This window comes from Streptomyces sp. NPDC007863 (assembly GCF_040633895.1).
In the GTDB taxonomy this organism is placed as follows: Bacteria; Actinomycetota; Actinomycetes; order Streptomycetales; family Streptomycetaceae; genus Streptomyces.
In genome coordinates, this window is the sequence record NZ_JBEYEI010000005.1 from 344,505 (window position 1) to 361,982 (window position 17,478).

The following is a 17,478-nucleotide window of genomic DNA, read 5'->3' on the forward strand; positions in this document are numbered from 1 at the left end:
CGAGTGAGCGAAAAAAGATGCCTTCCTTCGATGTGACCCGGTCCCGTTTCCGCCTCGGTGACGACCACGTGTTCGTGCTGGCCCAGATGGCGACCGGGCAGCCGGTCCCGGAGGCCCTGGAGGGCGCGCGGGCGGCGCTGCGGGAAGCCGGGCTGATCAACGCGGCCGGGGAGCTGTCGGCCCTGCTGCTGCCCGTGATGAAGACCGTCGTGCAGCCGAACGTGATCGTCTCCCTGGAGGCCGGCGGCCGCCAGGGCACCCTGCTCCACGGGCTCCTCATCGGCGAGGAGCACGTCGTCTGCCACGAGAGCTGGCCGGGCGAGGAGGAGGCCGTCTACCGGCTCGTGGAGCCGCGCACGGTGGTGTGGACGCTCGCCGACCTCGTCGCGCTCCGCCAGTCCGGCGGCGCCCCGGCGGACGAGGCGGTCGTGGAGACGACGATCGGGGCCCTGGAGGCGGGCCTGGCCGCCCTGGAGAAGGCGGCGTCGACGCCGGGCGCGGACGAGCGGGCGCTGGTGGCCGAGGCCCTGGAGGCGGCGGGCGGACCGGCCGCCCCGCTGGCGGACCTGATCGTCGAGCTGCGCTCCCAGTGGCGCGTCACCGCCGCGTGGCAGGGCGGCCCGGAGGGCGAGCGGGGGGTCGTGGCGCGGATCGTGGCGGCCTGGGACTGCGGGCCGCTGGGCTACTGGCTGCGCGAGCTGCCGGCCGAGCCGGTCGCCGAGGGATCGGTGACCCCGGAGAGCGCCTTCCGGCTGCGCCGGGTGACGCCGAAGCGGCTGTGGCAGTCGCTGACGGACCTCCTCCCCGACGCCGCCGAACTCGCCTCCTGAGCGGGGCGGGCGCCCCGGGCCTCATGCCCGGGGCGCCGTCCGGGGCTGGTACGTGATCTGCTCGGCCGGGTCCTCGTGCGGGTACACGAGGGCGGGCAGGCCCTCGACGGCGAGCTCGCCGCGCAGCCAGGCGAGGAGCGTCCCGGTGAGGGTGCCGGTGAGCGGCCGGACCACGCGCGCGTGGCGGGGGTCGATGATCAGCGGCCAGGTCTCGGGGTCGTCGCCCTCGGCGAGCCAGCCGAGCTGGTCGCCGTCGATGGTGGAGGCGAACGGCAGGAAGCCGCGGGGTTCGGGCCAGACCGCCAGCGGATGGAACTCGGGGTAGTCGGCCCGCAGGGAGCGGTAGTTGCCGGCGTACCACTCGGCCCAGGGCGCGAAGTCGTTCTGTCCGGTGCCCCAGGGGAGCGGGAAGCGCAGCCAGTCGCACCAGACGCCGCCGCCGTACGCCTCCATCAGACGGACGTACTCGCCGGGGAGTTCGGTGCCGAGCTGGTCGTAGGTCCACTCCCAGTCGCGCGGGCCGAGGTACGGCTCCGGGGGCGGCGGGACGGCGGCGAGGAGGGTGTCGAGTCCGGTGCCGCCGTTCGCGAACGCGGCCCGCTGCCCGGCCGTCGGCACGGGGCGGCGCGGCGGCGGGACCCACGGCCCGGTGCCGTCCTCGGCGCGGGCGCTGCGGGCGAGGGTCCGGGGCAGGCCCTCGTCGACGAGGAGCGCGAGGGCGGGCAGCAGGGTGGCACCGGTGCGGCGCCAGGGGTCGCGGCCCCGGTCCTTCTCGTGCGGGTCGTGGAGGAGGACGGGCCAGGCGTCGGGGTCGTCGGAGGCGGTGGTGTCCCAGAAGAGCGTGCCGGAGGTGCGCGTGTCGCCGAAGGGGAGGACGCCGGGCGCCATGCGGCGGTACTCCTGGACGAAGCGGCCGTAGTCGAAGAGGCCGTGCGCGTCGGTGTACGGCGTCTGGATCCAGAGCCGTTCGCCGAGGTCGAGGGGGCCGTAGACGGTGGCGATCGCCTTGTAGTCGGCGGGCAGCCGCAGTCCGATCCACTCCTCGACGGCGGCCCAGTCGACGGGGATCGCGGGCCCCTCGGGCGGCGGCCCGAAGAGCCCGGCGAAGGCGGCGACGGCCGCGCCGTCCCGGGGGTCCGTGCTCATCGGACCCGCGCCCGGCGGGGCGCGGCGACGCCGAGGACGCGGTCCTTGAGGGCCGGGAAGTCCTCGCGGATCGCGGCGGGCTTCGCCGGGTCGAGGACGGCCCGCAGGACCTCCTCGCCGGGACCGGCCTCGGCGAGGATCTCGCCCCAGGGGTCGACGACCATGGAGTGCCCGGCCTGCTCGACGCCCGCGTGGGTGCCGGCGGTGCCGCAGGCGAGGACGTACGCCTGGTTCTCGACGGCCCGGGCCTGGGCGAAGAGCCGCCAGTGGGCGCGGCGGCGGGCGGGCCAGCCGGCGGGGACGACGAAGGCCTCGGCCCCGGCGTCGACGAGGCCGCGGAAGAGCTCGGGGAAGCGCAGGTCGTAGCAGGTGCCGACGCCGACGGTGAGGTGCGGCAGGTCGAAGGTGACCAGGTCCTCGCCGGCGGCCAGCAGGACGGCCTCGCCCTGGTCGAAGCCGAAGCGGTGGATCTTGCGGTAGGAGGCGACGAGTTCGCCGTCGGGGGAGAAGACGAGCGAGGTGTTGTAGAGGGAGCCGCCGGCGGACTCGACGAAGGAGCCGGCGTGCAGCCAGACCTCGGCGTCCCGGGCGGCGGCGGCCATCGCCGTGTAGGTGGGGCCGTGGAGGGGCTCGGACTCGGCGGCCCAGAGGTCGGCCGAAAACGCACCCGTGGGCCACAGTTCGGGGAGGACGACGAGGTCCGCGGCCCCGCGCTCCTCCCGTACGAGGCGGGCCGCGCGGGCCCGCCGGTCGGCGACCGGTTCGTCCGGGTCTACCGCGATCTGGATCAGCGAGGCGCGCACACTACCACCGTCCTGGCGTTGAAGCCGTCAACACCGGCCTACGATCGTCACACGAAAGCACTGCCGGGGTGCTCCCGGGGAGCGTAACTTAGCGTCCGAGCCTCCCATTCCGCTGTCGCCCAGTCGTGTTTTCAGCCCGCACCGAAGAACGTCGAGGGGTCCCGTGACCGTCCATCCCAGCCTCCAGAACTACGCCGACGCCTGGACCCACTCCATCGAAGCGATAGCCGAGCTGGTGCAGCCGCTCGTGGAGGGCGAGTGGAACCGGGCGACCCCGTGCCCCGGCTGGTCGGTCCGGGACATCGTGTCGCACGTGATCGGCCTGGAGACCGAGATGCTCGGGGACCCGCGGCCGATCCACTCGCTCCCCCGCGACCTGTACCACGTGCGCAGCGACTTCGCCCGCTACATGGAGGTGCAGGTCGACGTCCGCCGGCACCACACGGCACCGGAGATGACCTCGGAGCTGGAGTACATCCTGATCCGCCGGGCCCGTCAGCTGCGGAACGAGACCCGCTCGCCCGAGCACGTCATCCGGGCGCCGCTGGGTGGGGAGCAGACGCTGGAGCAGGGCTACCGGCTGCGGGCCTTCGACACCTGGGTGCACGAGCAGGACCTGCGGTTCGCGCTGGGGGTGCCGGGGAACCTCGACTCGCCGGGCGCCTTCGTGGTGCGGGACATGCTCCTGTCGGCGCTGCCGAAGGTGGTCGCGAAGGACGCGGGCGCGCCGGTGAACTCGGCGGTCGTGGTGGACGTGACGGGGCCGGTGGAGTTCCTGCGGACGGTGCGGGTGGACGCGGAGGGGCGCGGCTCGATCGACGGGGCTCCGTCGCTGGGCCCGGCGGTGACGCTGGCGACGGACTGGGAGACGTACGTGCGGCTGGCCTGCGGCCGGGTCCGGCCGGCCGAGGTGGCCGGCCGGGTCAAGGTGGAGGGCGACCGGGAGCTGGCCGACGCGATCCTCGACCACTTCGCGGTGACGCCGAACTGACCGGCCGGGGCCCTACACGGGCACGTGGACGGCCTCCACGCGGCTGGCGACGAGGCGTTCGCGCTCGCGCCGGTGGGTGCGTGACTTGAGGCGCAGGATCTGGACGACGCCGAGCGCTTCGAGGACGAAGACGGAGGAGAACGCGATCCGGTAGTCGTCGCCGGTCGCGTCGAGGAGCACGCCGACGGCGAGGAGCGTCGTCATCGAGGCGACGAAACCGCCCATGTTGACGATGCCGGAGGCGGTGCCCTGACGCTCCGGCGGGTTGGCCGGGCGGGCGAAGTCGAAGCCGATCATGGAGGCCGGTCCGCAGGCCCCGAGGACCAGGCAGAGGGTGACGAGCAGCCACATCGGGGCGTGGTCGCCGGGGTACGCGATCGTGGCCGCCCACAGCAGGGCGGTGGCGGCGACCGTGCCGAGGGCCAGCGGGGCGCGGGCGCCGCCGTGCCGGGCGATGATCTGGCCGTAGGCGAGGCCGACGGCCATGTTGGAGAGCACCACGAGGGTGAGGAGTTCGCCCGCGGTGCCCCGGTCGAGGCCCTGGGCCTCGACGAGGAACGGCAGCCCCCACAGCAGCAGGAAGACCATCGCGGGGAACTGGGTGGTGAAGTGCACCCACAGGCCGAGCCGGGTGCCGGGCTCGCGCCAGGACTCGGCGATCTGCCGGCGGACGTAGGCGGCTCCGGCGTGCCGGACGGGGGTGGGTTCGTACCCCTCGGGGTGGTCCTTGAGGAAGAGCAGCAGCAGGACCAGGACGACGACGCCGGCCAGCGAGCTGCCGACGAAGGTGGTGGTCCAGCCGAGGCCGTGCAGGGCGCGGGAGAGGACCACGGTCGAGATCAGGTTGCCGGCCATGCCGATGAGGCCGGCGAGCTGGGCGATGAGGGGGCCGCGGCGGGCCGGGAACCAGCGGCCGCCGAGGCGCAGGACGCTGATGAAGGTCATGGCGTCGCCGCAGCCGAGGAGGGCGCGGGAGGCGAGGGCCATGGGGTACGACGGGGAGAGCGCGAAGCCCAGCTGACCGAGGGTGAAGAGGACGACGCCGAGGGCGAGGACCTTCTTGGTGCCGAGCCGGTCGACCATGAGGCCGACGGGTATCTGCATGCCCGCGTAGACCAGCAGCTGGAGTATGGAGAAGGTGGAGAGCGCCGAGGCGCCCACGTGGAAGCGGTCGGCGGCGTCGAGTCCGGCGACGCCGAGCGAGGTGCGGAAGATGACGGCGACGAAGTAGACGCCGACGCCGACGCCCCAGACGAGGGCGGCGCGCCGGCCGCCGGGCGGGTCGCCGGGGAGGGTGACGGCCGATCCGTATCCGTCGCGGCTCACCTGCCCTCACCCCGGACCAGGACGCCGACGCGGCCGAGGTGGCCGCGGACGGCGGCGGCGGCGCCGTCCGCGTCGCCGGCCCTGAGGCGGTCGAGGATCTCGGCGTGCTCGGCGATGTTCTGGGCGACCCGGTCGGGGTGGGCCTGCATCACGGCGACGCCCATGCGCAGCTGCCGGTCGCGGAGCTGGTCGTAGAGGCGGGCGAGGATCTGGTTGCCGGCGTGCCGGACGATCTCGGCGTGGAAGCTGCGGTCGGTGTCGGCGACCTCGGCGAGGTCTCCGGCGCCCGCCCGCCGCTCCTGCTCGGCCAGGAGCTCTTCGAGCCGGGCGAGGAGCGCGGGCGGCGCGGGCACGGCCCGGCGCACGGCGAACTCCTCGACGAGCAGCCGGGTCTCGACGACGTCGGCGATCTCCTGGGCGGAGACCGCGAGGACGAGGGCGCCCTTCTTCGGGTAGAGCTTCAGCAGCCCTTCCATCTCCAGCTTGAGCAGCGCCTCGCGGACGGGGGTCCGGGAGACGCCCACGGCCTGGGCCAGCTCCCCCTCGGTGAGCAGGGTCCCGCCCTCGTAACGACGGTCGAGCACCGCCCGCTTGACGTGGCTGTAGACCCGCTCGGCGGCGGGCGGCTGCTTGACGGGCTGCTCCGTGGAGGGAGGTGCGGCTGATGGCATGCGCACAGCATAGATACAAGGGGTGTACAACTAACAGGCCCGTCCGCGATGCGGACGGGCCTGTTTCACGTGAAACGCGGCGGGCGGGTCACTACGCCCAGGTCATGAGCCGCTTCGGCTGCTCCAGGATCGCGGCCACGTCGGCCAGGAACTTGGAGCCGAGCTCGCCGTCGACCAGGCGGTGGTCGAAGGAGAGGGCCAGCGTGGTGACCTGACGCGGCTTCACCTTGCCCTTGTGGACCCAGGGCTGGAGCTTGATCGCGCCGACCGCGAGGATCGCGGACTCGCCCGGGTTGAGGATCGGCGTACCGGTGTCGACGCCGAAGACGCCGACGTTGGTGATGGTGAAGGTGCCGCCCTGCATCGCCGCCGGGGTCGTCTTGCCCTCGCGGGCGGTGGCGACCAGCTCGCTCAGGGAGCGGGACAGCTCCGGCAGGGTCTGGGCGTGCGCGTCCTTGATGTTCGGCACGATCAGCCCGCGCGGGGTGGCCGCGGCGATGCCCAGGTTCACGTAGTGCTTGAGGACGATCTCCTGCGCCGCCTCGTCCCAGGCCGCGTTGATCTCCGGGTTGCGGCGGACCGCGACCAGGATGGCCTTGGCGATGAGGAGGAGCGGGTTGATCCGCAGGCCGGCCATGTCCTTGTCGGCCTTGAGCTCCTCGACCAGCTTCATCGTGCGCGTGATGTCGAAGGTCACGAACTCGGTGACGTGCGGGGCGGTGAAGGCCGAGCCGACCATCGCCGCCGCCGTCGCCTTGCGGACGCCCTTGATCGGGACGCGGGTCTCCCGGGCGTCGGACGACACCTGGACCGCCACCGGGGCGGGCGCCGGGACCGGGGCCGGAGCCGGGACCGCCGCGGGCGCCGCCGGGGCCGGGGCGACCGGAGCGGGCGCCGGGGCGGCCGCGCGGTGCACGTCCTCACGGGTGATGACCCCGTCCGGGCCGGTCGGGACGACCGAGGCCAGGTCCACGCCGAGGTCCTTGGCGAGCTTGCGCACCGGCGGCTTGGCCAGCGGACGCGGGCCGGCCGGGCCGTGCCCGTTCAGCTGCTCGGGGACCACCGCGACGGGCGCGGGGGCGGCGGCGGCCGGGGCGGCGGGCGCGGAGGCGGCCGGGGCCGCCTTGCGGGCCCGGCGCTTGGTGGAGCTCGCGGCCACGCCGTAGCCGACGAGGACCGGCTGGCGGCCCTCCGGCTCCGGCTCCGCCGCGGGGGCCGGGGCCTCCACGACGGGGGCGGCGGCCGGGGCCGGCGCCTCCGCGGGGGCGGCGCCGGCGGGGGCGGCGGCCGGGGCCGGCGCCTCCGCGGGGGCGGCGCCGCCGACGTTCACCGAGATGATGACCTGGCCGACGTCGACCGTGGTGCCCTCGGGGAAGACCAGCTCGTGGACGGTGCCGTCGAAGGGGATCGGCAGCTCCACGGCGGCCTTGGCCGTCTCCACCTCGCAGACGACCTGCCCGTCGGTGACGGTGTCACCGGGCTGGACGTACCACTTGAGGATCTCGGCCTCGGTCAGGCCCTCGCCCACGTCGGGCATCTTGAATTCGCGGATCGTCATGGTGGTGCTCTCCTCAGTACGCCAGCGAGCGGTCGACGGCGTCGAGCACGCGGTCCAGGCCCGGCAGGTACTCCTCCTCCAGGCGCGCCGGCGGGTACGGCGCGTGGTAGCCGCCGACCCGCAGGACGGGTGCCTCCAGGTGGTAGAAGCAGCGCTCCGTGATCCGGGCGGCGATCTCCGCGCCGGAGCCGAAGAACACCGGCGCCTCGTGGACGACGACCAGGCGCCCGGTCTTCTCGACCGAGGTCTGGACGGTGTCGAAGTCGAGCGGGGAGACCGAGCGGAGGTCGACGACCTCGATCGACTTGCCCTCCTCGGCGGCGACCGCGGCGGCCTCCAGACAGGTCTTCACCATGGGGCCGTAGGCCAGCAGGGTGAGGTCGGTGCCCTCGCGGGCGACCCGGGCCTTGTGGAGCTCGCCCGGGATGGCCTCGGTGTCGACCTCGCCCTTGTCCCAGTAGCGGCGCTTGGGCTCGAAGAAGATGACCGGGTCGTCGCTCTGGATCGCCTGCTGGAGCATCCAGTAGGCGTCGGAGGAGTTGGCCGGGGTGACCACCTTGAGGCCCGCGACGTGCGCGAAGAGCGACTCGGGGGACTCGGAGTGGTGCTCGACGGCACCGATGCCGCCGCCGTACGGGATGCGGATGACGACCGGCATCTTCACGGTGCCGAGCGAGCGGGCCCGCATCTTCGCCAGCTGGGTGACGATCTGGTCGTACGCCGGGAAGACGAAGCCGTCGAACTGGATCTCCACGACGGGGCGGTAGCCGCGCAGCGCGAGGCCGATCGCGGTGCCGACGATGCCGGACTCGGCGAGCGGGGTGTCGATGACCCGGTCCTCGCCGAAGTCCTTCTGGAGGCCGTCGGTGATGCGGAAGACACCGCCGAGCTTGCCGACGTCCAGGCCCATGACGAGGACCTTCGGGTCGGTCTCCAGGGCCTTGCGCAGCGACTCGTTGAGCGCCTTCGCGAGGGGAAGCTTCTGAACAGCCATGATTACTCGGCCTCTCCGTTCGCGAAGGACGCCTGGTAGGCGGCGAACTGCGCGCGTTCCTCGTCGACGAGAGCGTGCCCGTCCGCGTACGTGTGGTCGAAGATCGCCATGTGGTCCGGGACCGGCATGGCGCGGACGACCTCGCGGACGTGCTTGCCGAGGTTCTCGCTCTCGGCCTCCAGCTCCTCGAAGAAGGCGGCGTCGGCGTGGCCCTCGTTCTCCAGGTACGTCCGCAGGCGCAGGATCGGGTCCTTCGCCTCCCACGCCTCGCGCTCCGCGTCGCGGCGGTAGCGGGTCGGGTCGTCGGAGGTGGTGTGGGCCGCCATCCGGTAGGTGAACGCCTCGACGAGCGTCGGGCCCTCGCCGCGGCGGGCGCGCTCCAGGGCCGAGCGGGTGACGGCCAGGCAGGCGAGGACGTCGTTGCCGTCGACGCGGACGCCGGGGAAGCCGAAGCCGCGGGCGCGCTGGTAGAGCGGGACGCGGGTCTGCTTCTCGATGGGCTCGGAGATCGCCCACTGGTTGTTCTGGCAGAAGAACACGACCGGGGCGTTGTAGACCGCCGAGAAGACGAACGACTCGTTGACGTCGCCCTGGCTGGAGGCGCCGTCGCCGAAGTAGGCGAGCACGGCGGAGTCCGCGCCGTCCTTGGCGATGCCCATGGCGTAGCCGGTGGCGTGCAGGGTCTGCGAGCCGAGGACGATCGTGTACAGGTGGAAGTTGTTGCTGCTCGGGTCCCAGCCGCCGTTGTTCACGCCGCGGAACATGCCCAGCAGGTTGGTGGGGTCGACCCCACGGCACCAGGCGACGCCGTGCTCGCGGTAGGTCGGGAAGACGTAGTCGTCGTCCCGCAGGGCCCGGCCCGAACCGATCTGCGCGGCCTCCTGGCCGAGCAGCGAGGCCCACAGGCCCAGCTCGCCCTGGCGCTGGAGGGCGGTCGCCTCCGCGTCGAAGCGGCGGGTGAGGACCATGTCGCGGTAGAGCCCGCGCAGCTCCTCGGCGCTCAGGTCGATGTCGTAGTCGGGGTGGTGGACGCGCTCGCCTTCGGGCGTCAGCAGCTGAACGAGCTCGGGCTCCCCGGCCGGGGCCTGGTCGGCCTTCTTTGCGCCGGCGCTGGCGCCGGTGGTGCGCTTGGCGCCGCTGCTGCGTCGCGTCGTCTTGCGCGCGGCAGTGCTCTCCACGGTCACGTGCGTGCTCCTCCGTCGGTCCGGCCCCCGGGTTCGCCGGTGGGCCAGTGCGGCTCTCCGCCTTATCCGTACCCTGCGCACGGGGTGGGTGCGACGCGGCCGGGGTGGGGCGTGACAGTTGTCCCGGCGAACGCCGTCAGAAGGCACGTTACCCATCACGCCGCATTCCTGCGAAACCCCTCTTGACCTGCGAATTTGCTTGGATTTCCAAGTAAATGCGGAAAAGCGGAAGCTCGCCCTGGTCAGCGCGTTGGGCAGCGGCCCCGACACCCTCGTCGGAACATCCGGCACCGTAACCCGCACACCCCGGGCACCGGAAGAGCCAATATGTGAGACTGGCTTCGTGCGCGAAGAAGGAAAAATCCGGGTATTTCTGCTGGATGACCATGAAGTCGTCCGGCGCGGCGTCCACGAGTTGCTTTCCGTGGAGGACGACATCGAGGTGGTCGGCGAGGCCGGAACCGCGGCAGACGCCCTGGTCAGGATCCCCGCGACCCGCCCCGACGTGGCGGTGCTCGACGTGCGGCTGCCCGACGGCAGCGGTGTCGAGGTCTGCCGCGAGGTCCGCTCCCAGGACGAGTCGATCAAGTGTCTGATGCTGACCTCGTACGCGGACGACGAGGCACTTTTCGACGCGATCATGGCCGGGGCCTCGGGATACGTCCTCAAGGCCATCCGGGGCAACGAGCTGCTGAACGCGGTCCGGGACGTGGCGGCCGGCAAGTCGCTGCTCGACCCGGTGGCGACGGCGCGGGTCCTGGAGCGGCTGCGGGACGGCAACAACCCGAAGGGGGACGACCGGCTCGCCCACCTCACCGAGCAGGAGCGCAAGATCCTCGACCTGATCGGCGAGGGCCTCACCAACCGGGCCATCGGCGAGCGCCTCCACCTCGCGGAGAAGACCATCAAGAACTACGTCTCCAGCCTGCTGTCGAAGCTCGGCATGGAGCGCCGCTCCCAGGCCGCCGCGTACGTGGCGCGCATGCAGGCCGAGCGGCACTGAGCCGGGCTCTCACCCGGACGGAGCAGTCCGGGGCCCGCGGACGGCATTCGGGACCTACGTCCCCGCCGACGTGGGGCCCCGGCCCCTTTCCCGACAGGGCGCCGGTGGCGGAGAGTGGAATCATGTCCACCGAGGAGATCCGTGCCATCGAACTGCTCGGCCGTGCACCGTACGGCCGGATCGCCACGAGCATGCGGGCGATGCCCTTCGTCGCCCCCGCCCGTCACATCGTCTCCGGCGACAGCGTCCTGATCCGCATGCACGAGGGGCTCGGCTACCACCAGGCGTGCAGCGGCAGCGTCGTCGCCTACGGGGCGGACGACCTCGATCCGGAGTCGGGCACCCTGTGCTCGGTGCAGTTCACCGGCACCGCCGAGATCGCCGAGCCGACCGAGACCGAGCTGGCCGCCCTCGGCCCCGAACCGCAGACCGTGGACGGCGAGCCCTTCGTCCCCGTCTACATGCGGATCGAACCCCAGTTCGTCACCGTGCACACCATCGACTACGGCCCCGCGGCCGCCTCCGCACCGCGACACCTCCACCACGCGGCGTGATCTAACATCTGCGGAGTGCCGCGCTCATCTGAACATTCCGCTCCTCCGGTCGGCGCCCTGCTGCGCCGCCATCCGCACGCCGGCGAGCCCCTGTCCTGCGTCCCCGTCACCGAGGGCCTGCTCAACCGCGGCTACCGCCTCGCCACCACCCGCGGCCACTACTTCCTCAAACAGCACCTCGACGCCCCCACCGCCGACCGGGCCACCATCACCCGCCAGCACCGCGCCACCCAGCGGCTGCACGCCCTCGGCCTGCCGGTGGCCCCGCCGCTGCCCGACAGCCGCGGCCGCACCGTCGCCGTCATCGGCGGCCGCTGCTACGCCCTGCACCCCTGGGTCGAGGGCCGGCACCGCGACGGCGCCCAGCTCACCACCGGCGGCTCCCGCCGCCTCGGCGCCCTCCTCGGCCGCGTCCACACCACCCTCGACCGGGTCATGGAGCCCCCGCCGCCCGGCGAGCGGCACGACAGCGCCCGCCCCGAGGACACCTTCGCCGACATCGCCGAGCTGATCCGCCTGGCCCGCGCCCACCGCCCGTACGACGGCTTCGACGCCCTCGCCGAGCACCGGCTGCGGGAGCGGCGCCGGCTGCTCGCCCAGCACGCCCACCGGCGCCCTCCGGCGCCCGCCACGGCCGGCTGGGTGCACGGCGACTTCCACCCGCTGAACCTGCTCTACCGGGGTGCCGAACCGGCCGCGATCGTCGACTGGGACCGCCTCGGCGTCCGCCCCCGGGCCGAGGAGGCCGTCCGGGCGGCCGCGATCTTCTTCGTACGGCCGGGAGGCGAGCTGGACCTGGAGAAGGTGCGGGCGTACGCGCGCGCCTACCGGCGGGCCGCCGGCGCCGACGGCGCCGAGCTGGCCGCGGCGGTGCACCGGGTGTGGTGGGAGCGGCTCAACGACTTCTGGACGCTGCGCTGGCGCTACCTGCGACACGACCACAGGGCCGACCCGCAGTTCCCCGCGGTGTCGGCCCTGGCCGTGTGGTGGACCCGGGAGTACGACGCCGTCCGCGACGCCTTCGCCGCCTGACGCCCGCCGCCCCCCCGGGACGCGGCTACGGGGTGGACCCCGTGTCGCCCTCCGGACCCCCGGTGGGCGGGGTGTCCGGGTCGCCGTTGTCCCCGCCGGTCGGGTCGGGTTCGCCGGTGGCGCCGCCGTCCGTCGGCTCGGTCGTCGTGTCGCCCGTCGGCGTCGGCGCGGTCGTCGTGTCGTCCGTCGGCGTCGGAGCCGTGGTCGGCTCGTAGGTCGGCGTCGGCGCGGTCGTCGGCTCCTGCGTCGGCGTCGGCGCGGTCGTCGGCTCCTGCGTGGCCGGCGGCCACGGGTTCTGCGTCGTGCCGCCGTCGCCGGACGTCGGCGGCTCGTAGGTGTCCTCGGACGGCTCCTCGGACGGGGTGGGCTCCTCGGAGGCGGTGGACGGCGCGGTCGAGACCGTCGTCGGCGTCGTCACCGGGCTCTTCTTGTTGCCCTCGTCCCCGGCCATGCGCACCGCGAAGACGGCACCGGCGACGATCGCGACCAGCGCGAGCGCCGCGAAGAGCACCCGCCTGGTCCGCCTGCCCCCGCCGCCGTCCTGGCCGCCGTAGCCGCCGTTCCCGCCGCCCGGGCCGTAGCCGCCGGTGCTGCCCGTGCCGTCGTAGTAGCCGCCGTCGTCCGGGTTGGGAGGCGGAAGGATCTGGCCCTGGGCGGTCTCGCCGAGCGGCGGGTGCCCCATGGCCGTCGTCGCCGCCATGCCGTGGCCGGGGGTGTGCCCGCCCTCGTGCACGGCCACCGGGCCGGTGCTCCAGGTGCCGGTGTGGCCGCCCTGCTGCCGGAGCATCTCCAGGCCGTACTGGATCAGCCCGCGGAACTCCTCGGCGCTCTGGAACCGGTCGTCCGGCTCCTTCGCGAGCGAGCGCATCACCAGGCCGTCCAGCTCCGGCGGCGTCGAGCCGCGGACCTCGGACGGCGGGACCGGGATGTCCTGCACGTGCTGGTAGACCACCGACAGCGGCGTCTCGCCGGTGAAGGGAGGCCGCAGCGAGAGCAGCTCGTAGAGCAGGCAGCCCGTCGCGTACAGGTCGGAGCGGTGGTCGACGGCCTTGCCGAGCGCCTGCTCCGGGGAGAGGTACTGCGGGGTGCCCATGACCATGCCGGTCTGCGTCATCGTCGCCTGCGCGCCGTGCAGCGCGCGGGCGATGCCGAAGTCCATGACCTTCACGGCGCCGGTGTCCGTGATGATCACGTTGGCCGGCTTGATGTCGCGGTGCACGATGCCGTGCTGGTGCGAGTACGCCAGCGCCTCCAGGACGCCGGAGACGATCACCAGCGCCTGCTCGGGGCCGGGCGCCTCCGCGCTGACCAGCAGGTCACGAATGGTGCGGCCCTCGACGAGCTCCATCACGATGTACGGCACCGGGCGGCCGTCCACGACGTCCTCGCCGGAGTCGTACACCGCCACGATCGCGTGGTGGTTGAGGCCGGCGACCGACTGTGCCTCGCGCGTGAACCGCGCCTTGGAGACCGGGTCCTCGGCCAGGTCGGAGCGGAGCAGCTTCACCGCGACGGTGCGGCCGAGCCGCACGTCCTCGGCGGCGAAGACCTCGGCCATGCCGCCGCGCCCCAGACGGTGCGTCAGGCGGTAGCGGCCGTCGCCGACGACCCGCCCGAGCCCCCACGACTCCCCAGCGGCGCCCGGCACACCGCCACCTGCGTCGGATCCGGGTTCCATGAGTCCTCGCCGTCGTCTGTGCGTGCCGTGTGTCCAGTCGTCACGCTACAGGCTTCGTACGACAACACGGTCCGCGATGACCGGCCATCCAACCCTTCTCGTGTACGCCTGTGCAAATTCCGTGAGTTTCGCCCGCCTCTGCGCGACGCGGGCGGTGCAGAGGGTCACGGAACGGGCACTCGGCTTGACGTGTCAGGGGCCTCGGGCAGACTTGGCGCAGAATCAAGCCGGATGCGGACTTCCGGCCGGGAGACGACGGACCGACGCCGCGGGGCGCAGGGGGACAGCACACATGAGCCACGACGGCGCTCAGGGCGGCCGCTACGCGGGCGGTTCGGTCGCGAACGGCCGCTACCAGCTGCGCGACCTCCTCGGCGAGGGCGGCATGGCCTCGGTCTACCTCGCGTACGACAGCGCGCTGGACCGACAGGTCGCGATCAAGACGCTCCACACCGAGCTGGGCCGCGAGGCGTCCTTCCGCGAGCGGTTCCGCCGCGAGGCGCAGGCCGTGGCGAAGCTCTCGCACACCAATATCGTCTCGGTCTTCGACACCGGCGAGGACACCCTCGACGGCGGTCTGATGCCGTACATCGTCATGGAGTACGTGGAGGGGCAGCCGCTCGGCTCGGCCCTCGCCTCCGACGTGCGCCAGTACGGGGCGATGCCCGCCGACAAGGCGCTGAAGGTGACGGCGGACGTGCTCGCCGCGTTGGAGGTCAGCCACGAGATGGGGCTCGTCCACCGCGACATCAAGCCCGGCAACGTGATGATGACCAAGCGCGGCGTCGTGAAGGTCATGGACTTCGGCATCGCCCGCGCCATGCAGTCCGGCGTCACGTCGATGACCCAGACCGGCATGGTCGTCGGCACCCCGCAGTACCTCTCCCCCGAGCAGGCCCTGGGCAGGCCGGTGGACGCCCGCTCCGACCTTTATTCGGTCGGCATCATGCTCTTCCAGCTGCTGACGGGCCGCCTGCCCTTCGACGCGGACTCGCCGCTGGCCATCGCCTACGCGCACGTGCAGGAGGAGCCGGTCGCGCCGTCCTCGGTGAACCGGTCGGTGACGCCCGCCATGGACGCGCTGGTCGCCCGCGCGCTGCGGAAGAACCCGAACGAGCGGTTCCCGAGCGCCGCCGCCATGCGCGACGAGTGCCTGCGGGTGCTCTCGGCCGGCCAGTCCGCCGCCCCGGTGATCGTCGCCGGCGGCCCGGTGAACAGCGGCTCGGGCGTCGGCTCGGCCGTCTTCCCGCCGGTCGGCCAGACCCCGCCGCCGCAGACGCCCGCCCCGCACGTCCAGCAGCCGTACCAGCCGCCGACGCCGCAGCCGGGCCCGTACGGCCCGCCGACCCCGGCGCCCGTCCCGGCGCCAGGCCCGGGCTACGGCTACCCGCAGCAGGCGCCGGCCCCCGCCTACCAGACCCCGCCGCCCGTCTCCTACGCGCCCGCGCCCACGCCGGCCCCGGCCGCCCCGGCCCCGCGCCGGAACATGCCGGTGCTCGTCGGCGCGGTCCTCGTCGCCCTGATCGCCGTCGGCGGCACGCTCGTCGCCCTCAAGCCGTGGGAGAAGGAGCAGGACCCCACCGCGGGCGGCACCGGCGGCCCGACCGGCGGCACCGAGCAGACCCAGACGCAGACCGCCGCCCCCGGCCACAAGGGCCCGGACCTGTCGAAGACCATCGACACGAAGGAGTGCACCGAGCCGCGGGAGTCGAGCGACGACCCCGAGAAGTTCGAGGTGCCGGACCTCACCTACAAGAACATCACCTCGGTGAAGGACTGCCTCCGGGCCGCCGGCTGGAAGACCGTCAAGGAGATCCCGGTCAACGAGAACACCTACGGCGAAGGCACGGTCCTCCAGCAGTACCCGAAGGCCGGCACGGACATCTCCGCGAAGGACGCCGAGTTCACCCTGGACATCTCCACCGGAGACCCGCAGCAGTAACCGCCCGGGATGCCGGACCCGTCCCGTTATGTGACGCTGAGTCGGACACCTCGGCGGCACGGCAGGGAGGGTTTCCCGGTGACTCCCACACGCGGCGGAAGCAGTGGCGTACGGGTACGGGCACGCGTCCACGGGCAGGTGCGGGTGCGGGGCCTCGGGTCCCGCACCGCCCTCCGGACGGCCGCCCTCGCCCCCGCCCTGGCCTGCGCCTTCACCCTGTACGGCGCCGGCGGCGCCACCGCCCTGGGCCCCACCGCCGGGCCCACCGCGCCCGGCGCCTCCAGCCCCGCCGCGCCGTCCTCCCCCACCGCCCCGCCCACCGCGACCGGCGGCCCCTCCGCCACCACCCGGCCGGGCACGCCCCCGGGACCGGGCGCCACCGGCACCCCCACCGGAACCACCGGAACCACCGGAACCACCGGAACCGCCGGCCCCACCGCGTCGCCCACCGCGACCGCCACCACCACCGCCGGGACCGGCGCGCCCCGGCCGGGGAAGCCCGCCGCCCGCACCAGCGACGCCCCGGAGCCCACCGGCTCCCCCTCCCTCGCCGGCCGGCCCGCGGGCGAGGGCCGGCCCCGACCCGGCCGCACCGAACCGGCGACGCCCGCCCCGACGGCCACGGAGACCGGCGAGACCACGGAGACCTCCGGCTCCACCACCCCCGCACGTGACAGAACCGCAACAGAATCCGCCGCCGACCGCCTCCCCGAGGAGGACGCGGAGGTACTCGGGGAGGACGCCCCCGCGCACCCCGAAGCGGCCCGCGCCACCCGCCCCGCCGCCGCCCCGCAGTTCGCCGTGGGGACCCCCGGCACCGCCTCCGACCAGCCCGTTCCCCTGCTCACCCTCGGCGTGGGGCTCACCCTGATGGGGCTCGGCCTCGGCTTCCTCGGGCTGCGGCTCCGCCGCCGCTGACGGCCCGTCCGACCCCTCCCGCTCCCCCCTGAGGCGGACCCTCCGCATCCCCCTCACGACGGTTGTCGCCCTCGGCATACCCGGTATACATACTCGGTATGTCGATCCGCCACGGGCTCCTCGCCCTCCTCGAACACGGCCCCCGCTACGGCTCCCAGCTGCGCACCGAGTTCGAGTCCCGCACCGGCTCCACCTGGCCCCTCAACGTCGGGCAGGTCTACACGACCCTCGGCCGGCTCGAACGGGACGGCCTCGTGGTCCAGAGCGGCGAGGACGGCGCCGGCCACGCGCTCCACGCGATCACCGACGCCGGCCGCACCGAGCTGCGCACCTGGTTCGAGCGCCCCGTGGACCGCACCAGCCCCGCCCGCGACGAGCTCGCCATCAAACTCGCCATGGCCGTCGGGGCGCCCGGCGTCGACATCCGCGAGGTCATCCAGTCCCAGCGCCGCCACACCGTGAAGGCCATGCAGGACTACACCCGCCTCAAGGCCCAGGCCCTCGCCGCCCTCGAAGGCACCGGCAGCCGCGAACGCGACGACATCGCCTGGCTCCTCGTCCTGGAACAGCTGATCTTCCAGACCGAGGCCGAGGCCCGCTGGCTCGACCACTGCGAATCCCGGCTGATCCGCCTCTCCGCGACCGCGACCGCGACCGCGCCCACGACCGCCACGGCCGCCACCCCGCCCGGGCCCGGGGCGGGGACGGGGCCGGGGGGCGTGGGGGCCGGGTCGGGGGTGGCTCCGGGGGGCGGGGCCGCGGGCCGGGCCCGCTGACCGGGGCCCGAGCCCCCGTACGACCGTCTCCGTTCTTCCATCACACCGCTCACCGTGCGTTCTCCGCGCACC

The 17,478-nt window shown here is 73.7% G+C and carries 16 protein-coding genes; 8 read left to right on the forward strand and 8 right to left on the reverse strand.

Annotated features, from left to right (window positions below):
• The first annotated feature begins 17 nt into the window (after positions 1–17).
• Entirely contained in the window at positions 18–830 is an 813-nt protein-coding gene (locus ABZ621_RS10780) for a histidine kinase (protein WP_360602862.1), read from the forward strand.
• Between the two features lie 21 nt (positions 831–851).
• Here the strand turns inward: ABZ621_RS10780 and ABZ621_RS10785 are convergent, their stop codons facing one another.
• The gene (locus ABZ621_RS10785; protein ID WP_360602864.1) at positions 852–1,976 is read right to left on the reverse strand and encodes a hypothetical protein; all 1,125 of its coding nucleotides are present in this window, start codon (positions 1,974–1,976) and stop codon (positions 852–854) included.
• Complete coding sequence (locus ABZ621_RS10790; protein WP_360602866.1) at positions 1,973–2,779, reverse strand: carbon-nitrogen family hydrolase; 807 nt, start codon at positions 2,777–2,779, stop codon at positions 1,973–1,975. Before ABZ621_RS10790 ends, ABZ621_RS10785 begins: the two co-directional genes overlap by 4 nt.
• A 163-nt stretch (positions 2,780–2,942) precedes the next feature.
• Here ABZ621_RS10790 and ABZ621_RS10795 point away from each other — a divergent pair, with 163 nt between their 5' ends.
• The gene (locus ABZ621_RS10795; protein WP_360602868.1) at positions 2,943–3,770 is read left to right on the forward strand and encodes a maleylpyruvate isomerase family mycothiol-dependent enzyme; all 828 of its coding nucleotides are present in this window, start codon (positions 2,943–2,945) and stop codon (positions 3,768–3,770) included.
• A gap of 12 nt (positions 3,771–3,782) precedes the next feature.
• Here ABZ621_RS10795 and ABZ621_RS10800 read toward each other — a convergent pair whose 3' ends face one another.
• From ABZ621_RS10800 to pdhA, 5 genes are all read right to left on the reverse strand, one after another.
• Positions 3,783–5,096 (reverse strand): MFS transporter, encoded by a 1,314-nt coding sequence (locus ABZ621_RS10800; RefSeq protein WP_360602870.1) that lies wholly within the window; start codon positions 5,094–5,096, stop codon positions 3,783–3,785.
• Entirely contained in the window at positions 5,093–5,767 is a 675-nt protein-coding gene (locus tag ABZ621_RS10805) for a GntR family transcriptional regulator (RefSeq protein ID WP_360602872.1), read from the reverse strand. Before ABZ621_RS10805 ends, ABZ621_RS10800 begins: the two co-directional genes overlap by 4 nt.
• 91 nt (positions 5,768–5,858) lie before the next feature.
• Positions 5,859–7,325 (reverse strand): dihydrolipoamide acetyltransferase family protein, encoded by a 1,467-nt coding sequence (locus ABZ621_RS10810; RefSeq protein WP_360602874.1) that lies wholly within the window; start codon positions 7,323–7,325, stop codon positions 5,859–5,861.
• Positions 7,326–7,338: 13 nt separating this feature from the next.
• Positions 7,339–8,319 (reverse strand): alpha-ketoacid dehydrogenase subunit beta, encoded by a 981-nt coding sequence (locus tag ABZ621_RS10815; RefSeq protein ID WP_360602876.1) that lies wholly within the window; start codon positions 8,317–8,319, stop codon positions 7,339–7,341.
• 2 nt (positions 8,320–8,321) lie between these two features.
• The gene (gene pdhA, locus ABZ621_RS10820) at positions 8,322–9,503 is read right to left on the reverse strand and encodes a pyruvate dehydrogenase (acetyl-transferring) E1 component subunit alpha (protein WP_360602878.1); all 1,182 of its coding nucleotides are present in this window, start codon (positions 9,501–9,503) and stop codon (positions 8,322–8,324) included.
• A 343-nt stretch (positions 9,504–9,846) separates the two neighbouring features.
• Between pdhA and ABZ621_RS10825 the strand changes: the two genes are divergently transcribed.
• The 3 genes from ABZ621_RS10825 to ABZ621_RS10835 all read left to right on the forward strand — a co-directional run bounded on the left by ABZ621_RS10825 (position 9,847) and on the right by ABZ621_RS10835 (position 12,092).
• Positions 9,847–10,506, forward strand: coding sequence for a response regulator transcription factor (locus ABZ621_RS10825; protein ID WP_189944774.1), 660 nt, complete (start codon positions 9,847–9,849; stop codon positions 10,504–10,506).
• A 122-nt stretch (positions 10,507–10,628) separates the two neighbouring features.
• Positions 10,629–11,060, forward strand: a complete 432-nt coding sequence (locus tag ABZ621_RS10830; protein ID WP_360602880.1) for a pyridoxamine 5'-phosphate oxidase family protein — start codon at positions 10,629–10,631, stop codon at positions 11,058–11,060.
• Positions 11,061–11,075: 15 nt separating this feature from the next.
• The gene (locus ABZ621_RS10835; RefSeq protein ID WP_360602882.1) at positions 11,076–12,092 is read left to right on the forward strand and encodes a phosphotransferase; all 1,017 of its coding nucleotides are present in this window, start codon (positions 11,076–11,078) and stop codon (positions 12,090–12,092) included.
• Between the two features lie 25 nt (positions 12,093–12,117).
• On the opposite strand, the gene ABZ621_RS10840 is transcribed toward ABZ621_RS10835, so the two are convergent.
• Positions 12,118–13,770 carry a protein kinase gene (locus ABZ621_RS10840; RefSeq protein ID WP_360602884.1) on the reverse strand — a complete coding sequence of 551 codons (1,653 nt, stop codon included), beginning with the start codon at positions 13,768–13,770 and terminating at the stop codon, positions 12,118–12,120.
• A 292-nt stretch (positions 13,771–14,062) separates the two neighbouring features.
• Here ABZ621_RS10840 and ABZ621_RS10845 point away from each other — a divergent pair, with 292 nt between their 5' ends.
• The 3 genes from ABZ621_RS10845 to ABZ621_RS10855 all read left to right on the forward strand — a co-directional run bounded on the left by ABZ621_RS10845 (position 14,063) and on the right by ABZ621_RS10855 (position 17,406).
• Positions 14,063–15,712 carry a protein kinase gene (locus ABZ621_RS10845; protein ID WP_360602886.1) on the forward strand — a complete coding sequence of 550 codons (1,650 nt, stop codon included), beginning with the start codon at positions 14,063–14,065 and terminating at the stop codon, positions 15,710–15,712.
• 78 nt (positions 15,713–15,790) lie between these two features.
• A complete protein-coding gene (locus tag ABZ621_RS10850; RefSeq protein WP_360602888.1) occupies positions 15,791–16,630 on the forward strand; it encodes a hypothetical protein in 840 nt (279 codons plus the stop codon).
• 98 nt (positions 16,631–16,728) lie between these two features.
• Positions 16,729–17,406 (forward strand): PadR family transcriptional regulator, encoded by a 678-nt coding sequence (locus tag ABZ621_RS10855; RefSeq protein WP_360602890.1) that lies wholly within the window; start codon positions 16,729–16,731, stop codon positions 17,404–17,406.
• The last annotated feature ends 72 nt before the right edge of the window (positions 17,407–17,478 follow it).

Coding starts and splice junctions, on each gene's coding strand:
- ABZ621_RS10785 (WP_360602864.1), bottom strand. CDS start 1,976: ATGAGCACGGACCCCCGGGACGGCGCGGCCGTCGCCGCCTTCGCCGGG.
- ABZ621_RS10805 (WP_360602872.1), bottom strand. CDS start 5,767: ATGCCATCAGCCGCACCTCCCTCCACGGAGCAGCCCGTCAAGCAGCCG.
- ABZ621_RS10840 (WP_360602884.1), bottom strand. CDS start 13,770: ATGGAACCCGGATCCGACGCAGGTGGCGGTGTGCCGGGCGCCGCTGGG.
- ABZ621_RS10810 (WP_360602874.1), bottom strand. CDS start 7,325: ATGACGATCCGCGAATTCAAGATGCCCGACGTGGGCGAGGGCCTGACC.
- ABZ621_RS10845 (WP_360602886.1), top strand. CDS start 14,063: ATGAGCCACGACGGCGCTCAGGGCGGCCGCTACGCGGGCGGTTCGGTC.
- ABZ621_RS10830 (WP_360602880.1), top strand. CDS start 10,629: ATGTCCACCGAGGAGATCCGTGCCATCGAACTGCTCGGCCGTGCACCG.
- ABZ621_RS10855 (WP_360602890.1), top strand. CDS start 16,729: ATGTCGATCCGCCACGGGCTCCTCGCCCTCCTCGAACACGGCCCCCGC.
- ABZ621_RS10780 (WP_360602862.1), top strand. CDS start 18: ATGCCTTCCTTCGATGTGACCCGGTCCCGTTTCCGCCTCGGTGACGAC.
- ABZ621_RS10815 (WP_360602876.1), bottom strand. CDS start 8,319: ATGGCTGTTCAGAAGCTTCCCCTCGCGAAGGCGCTCAACGAGTCGCTG.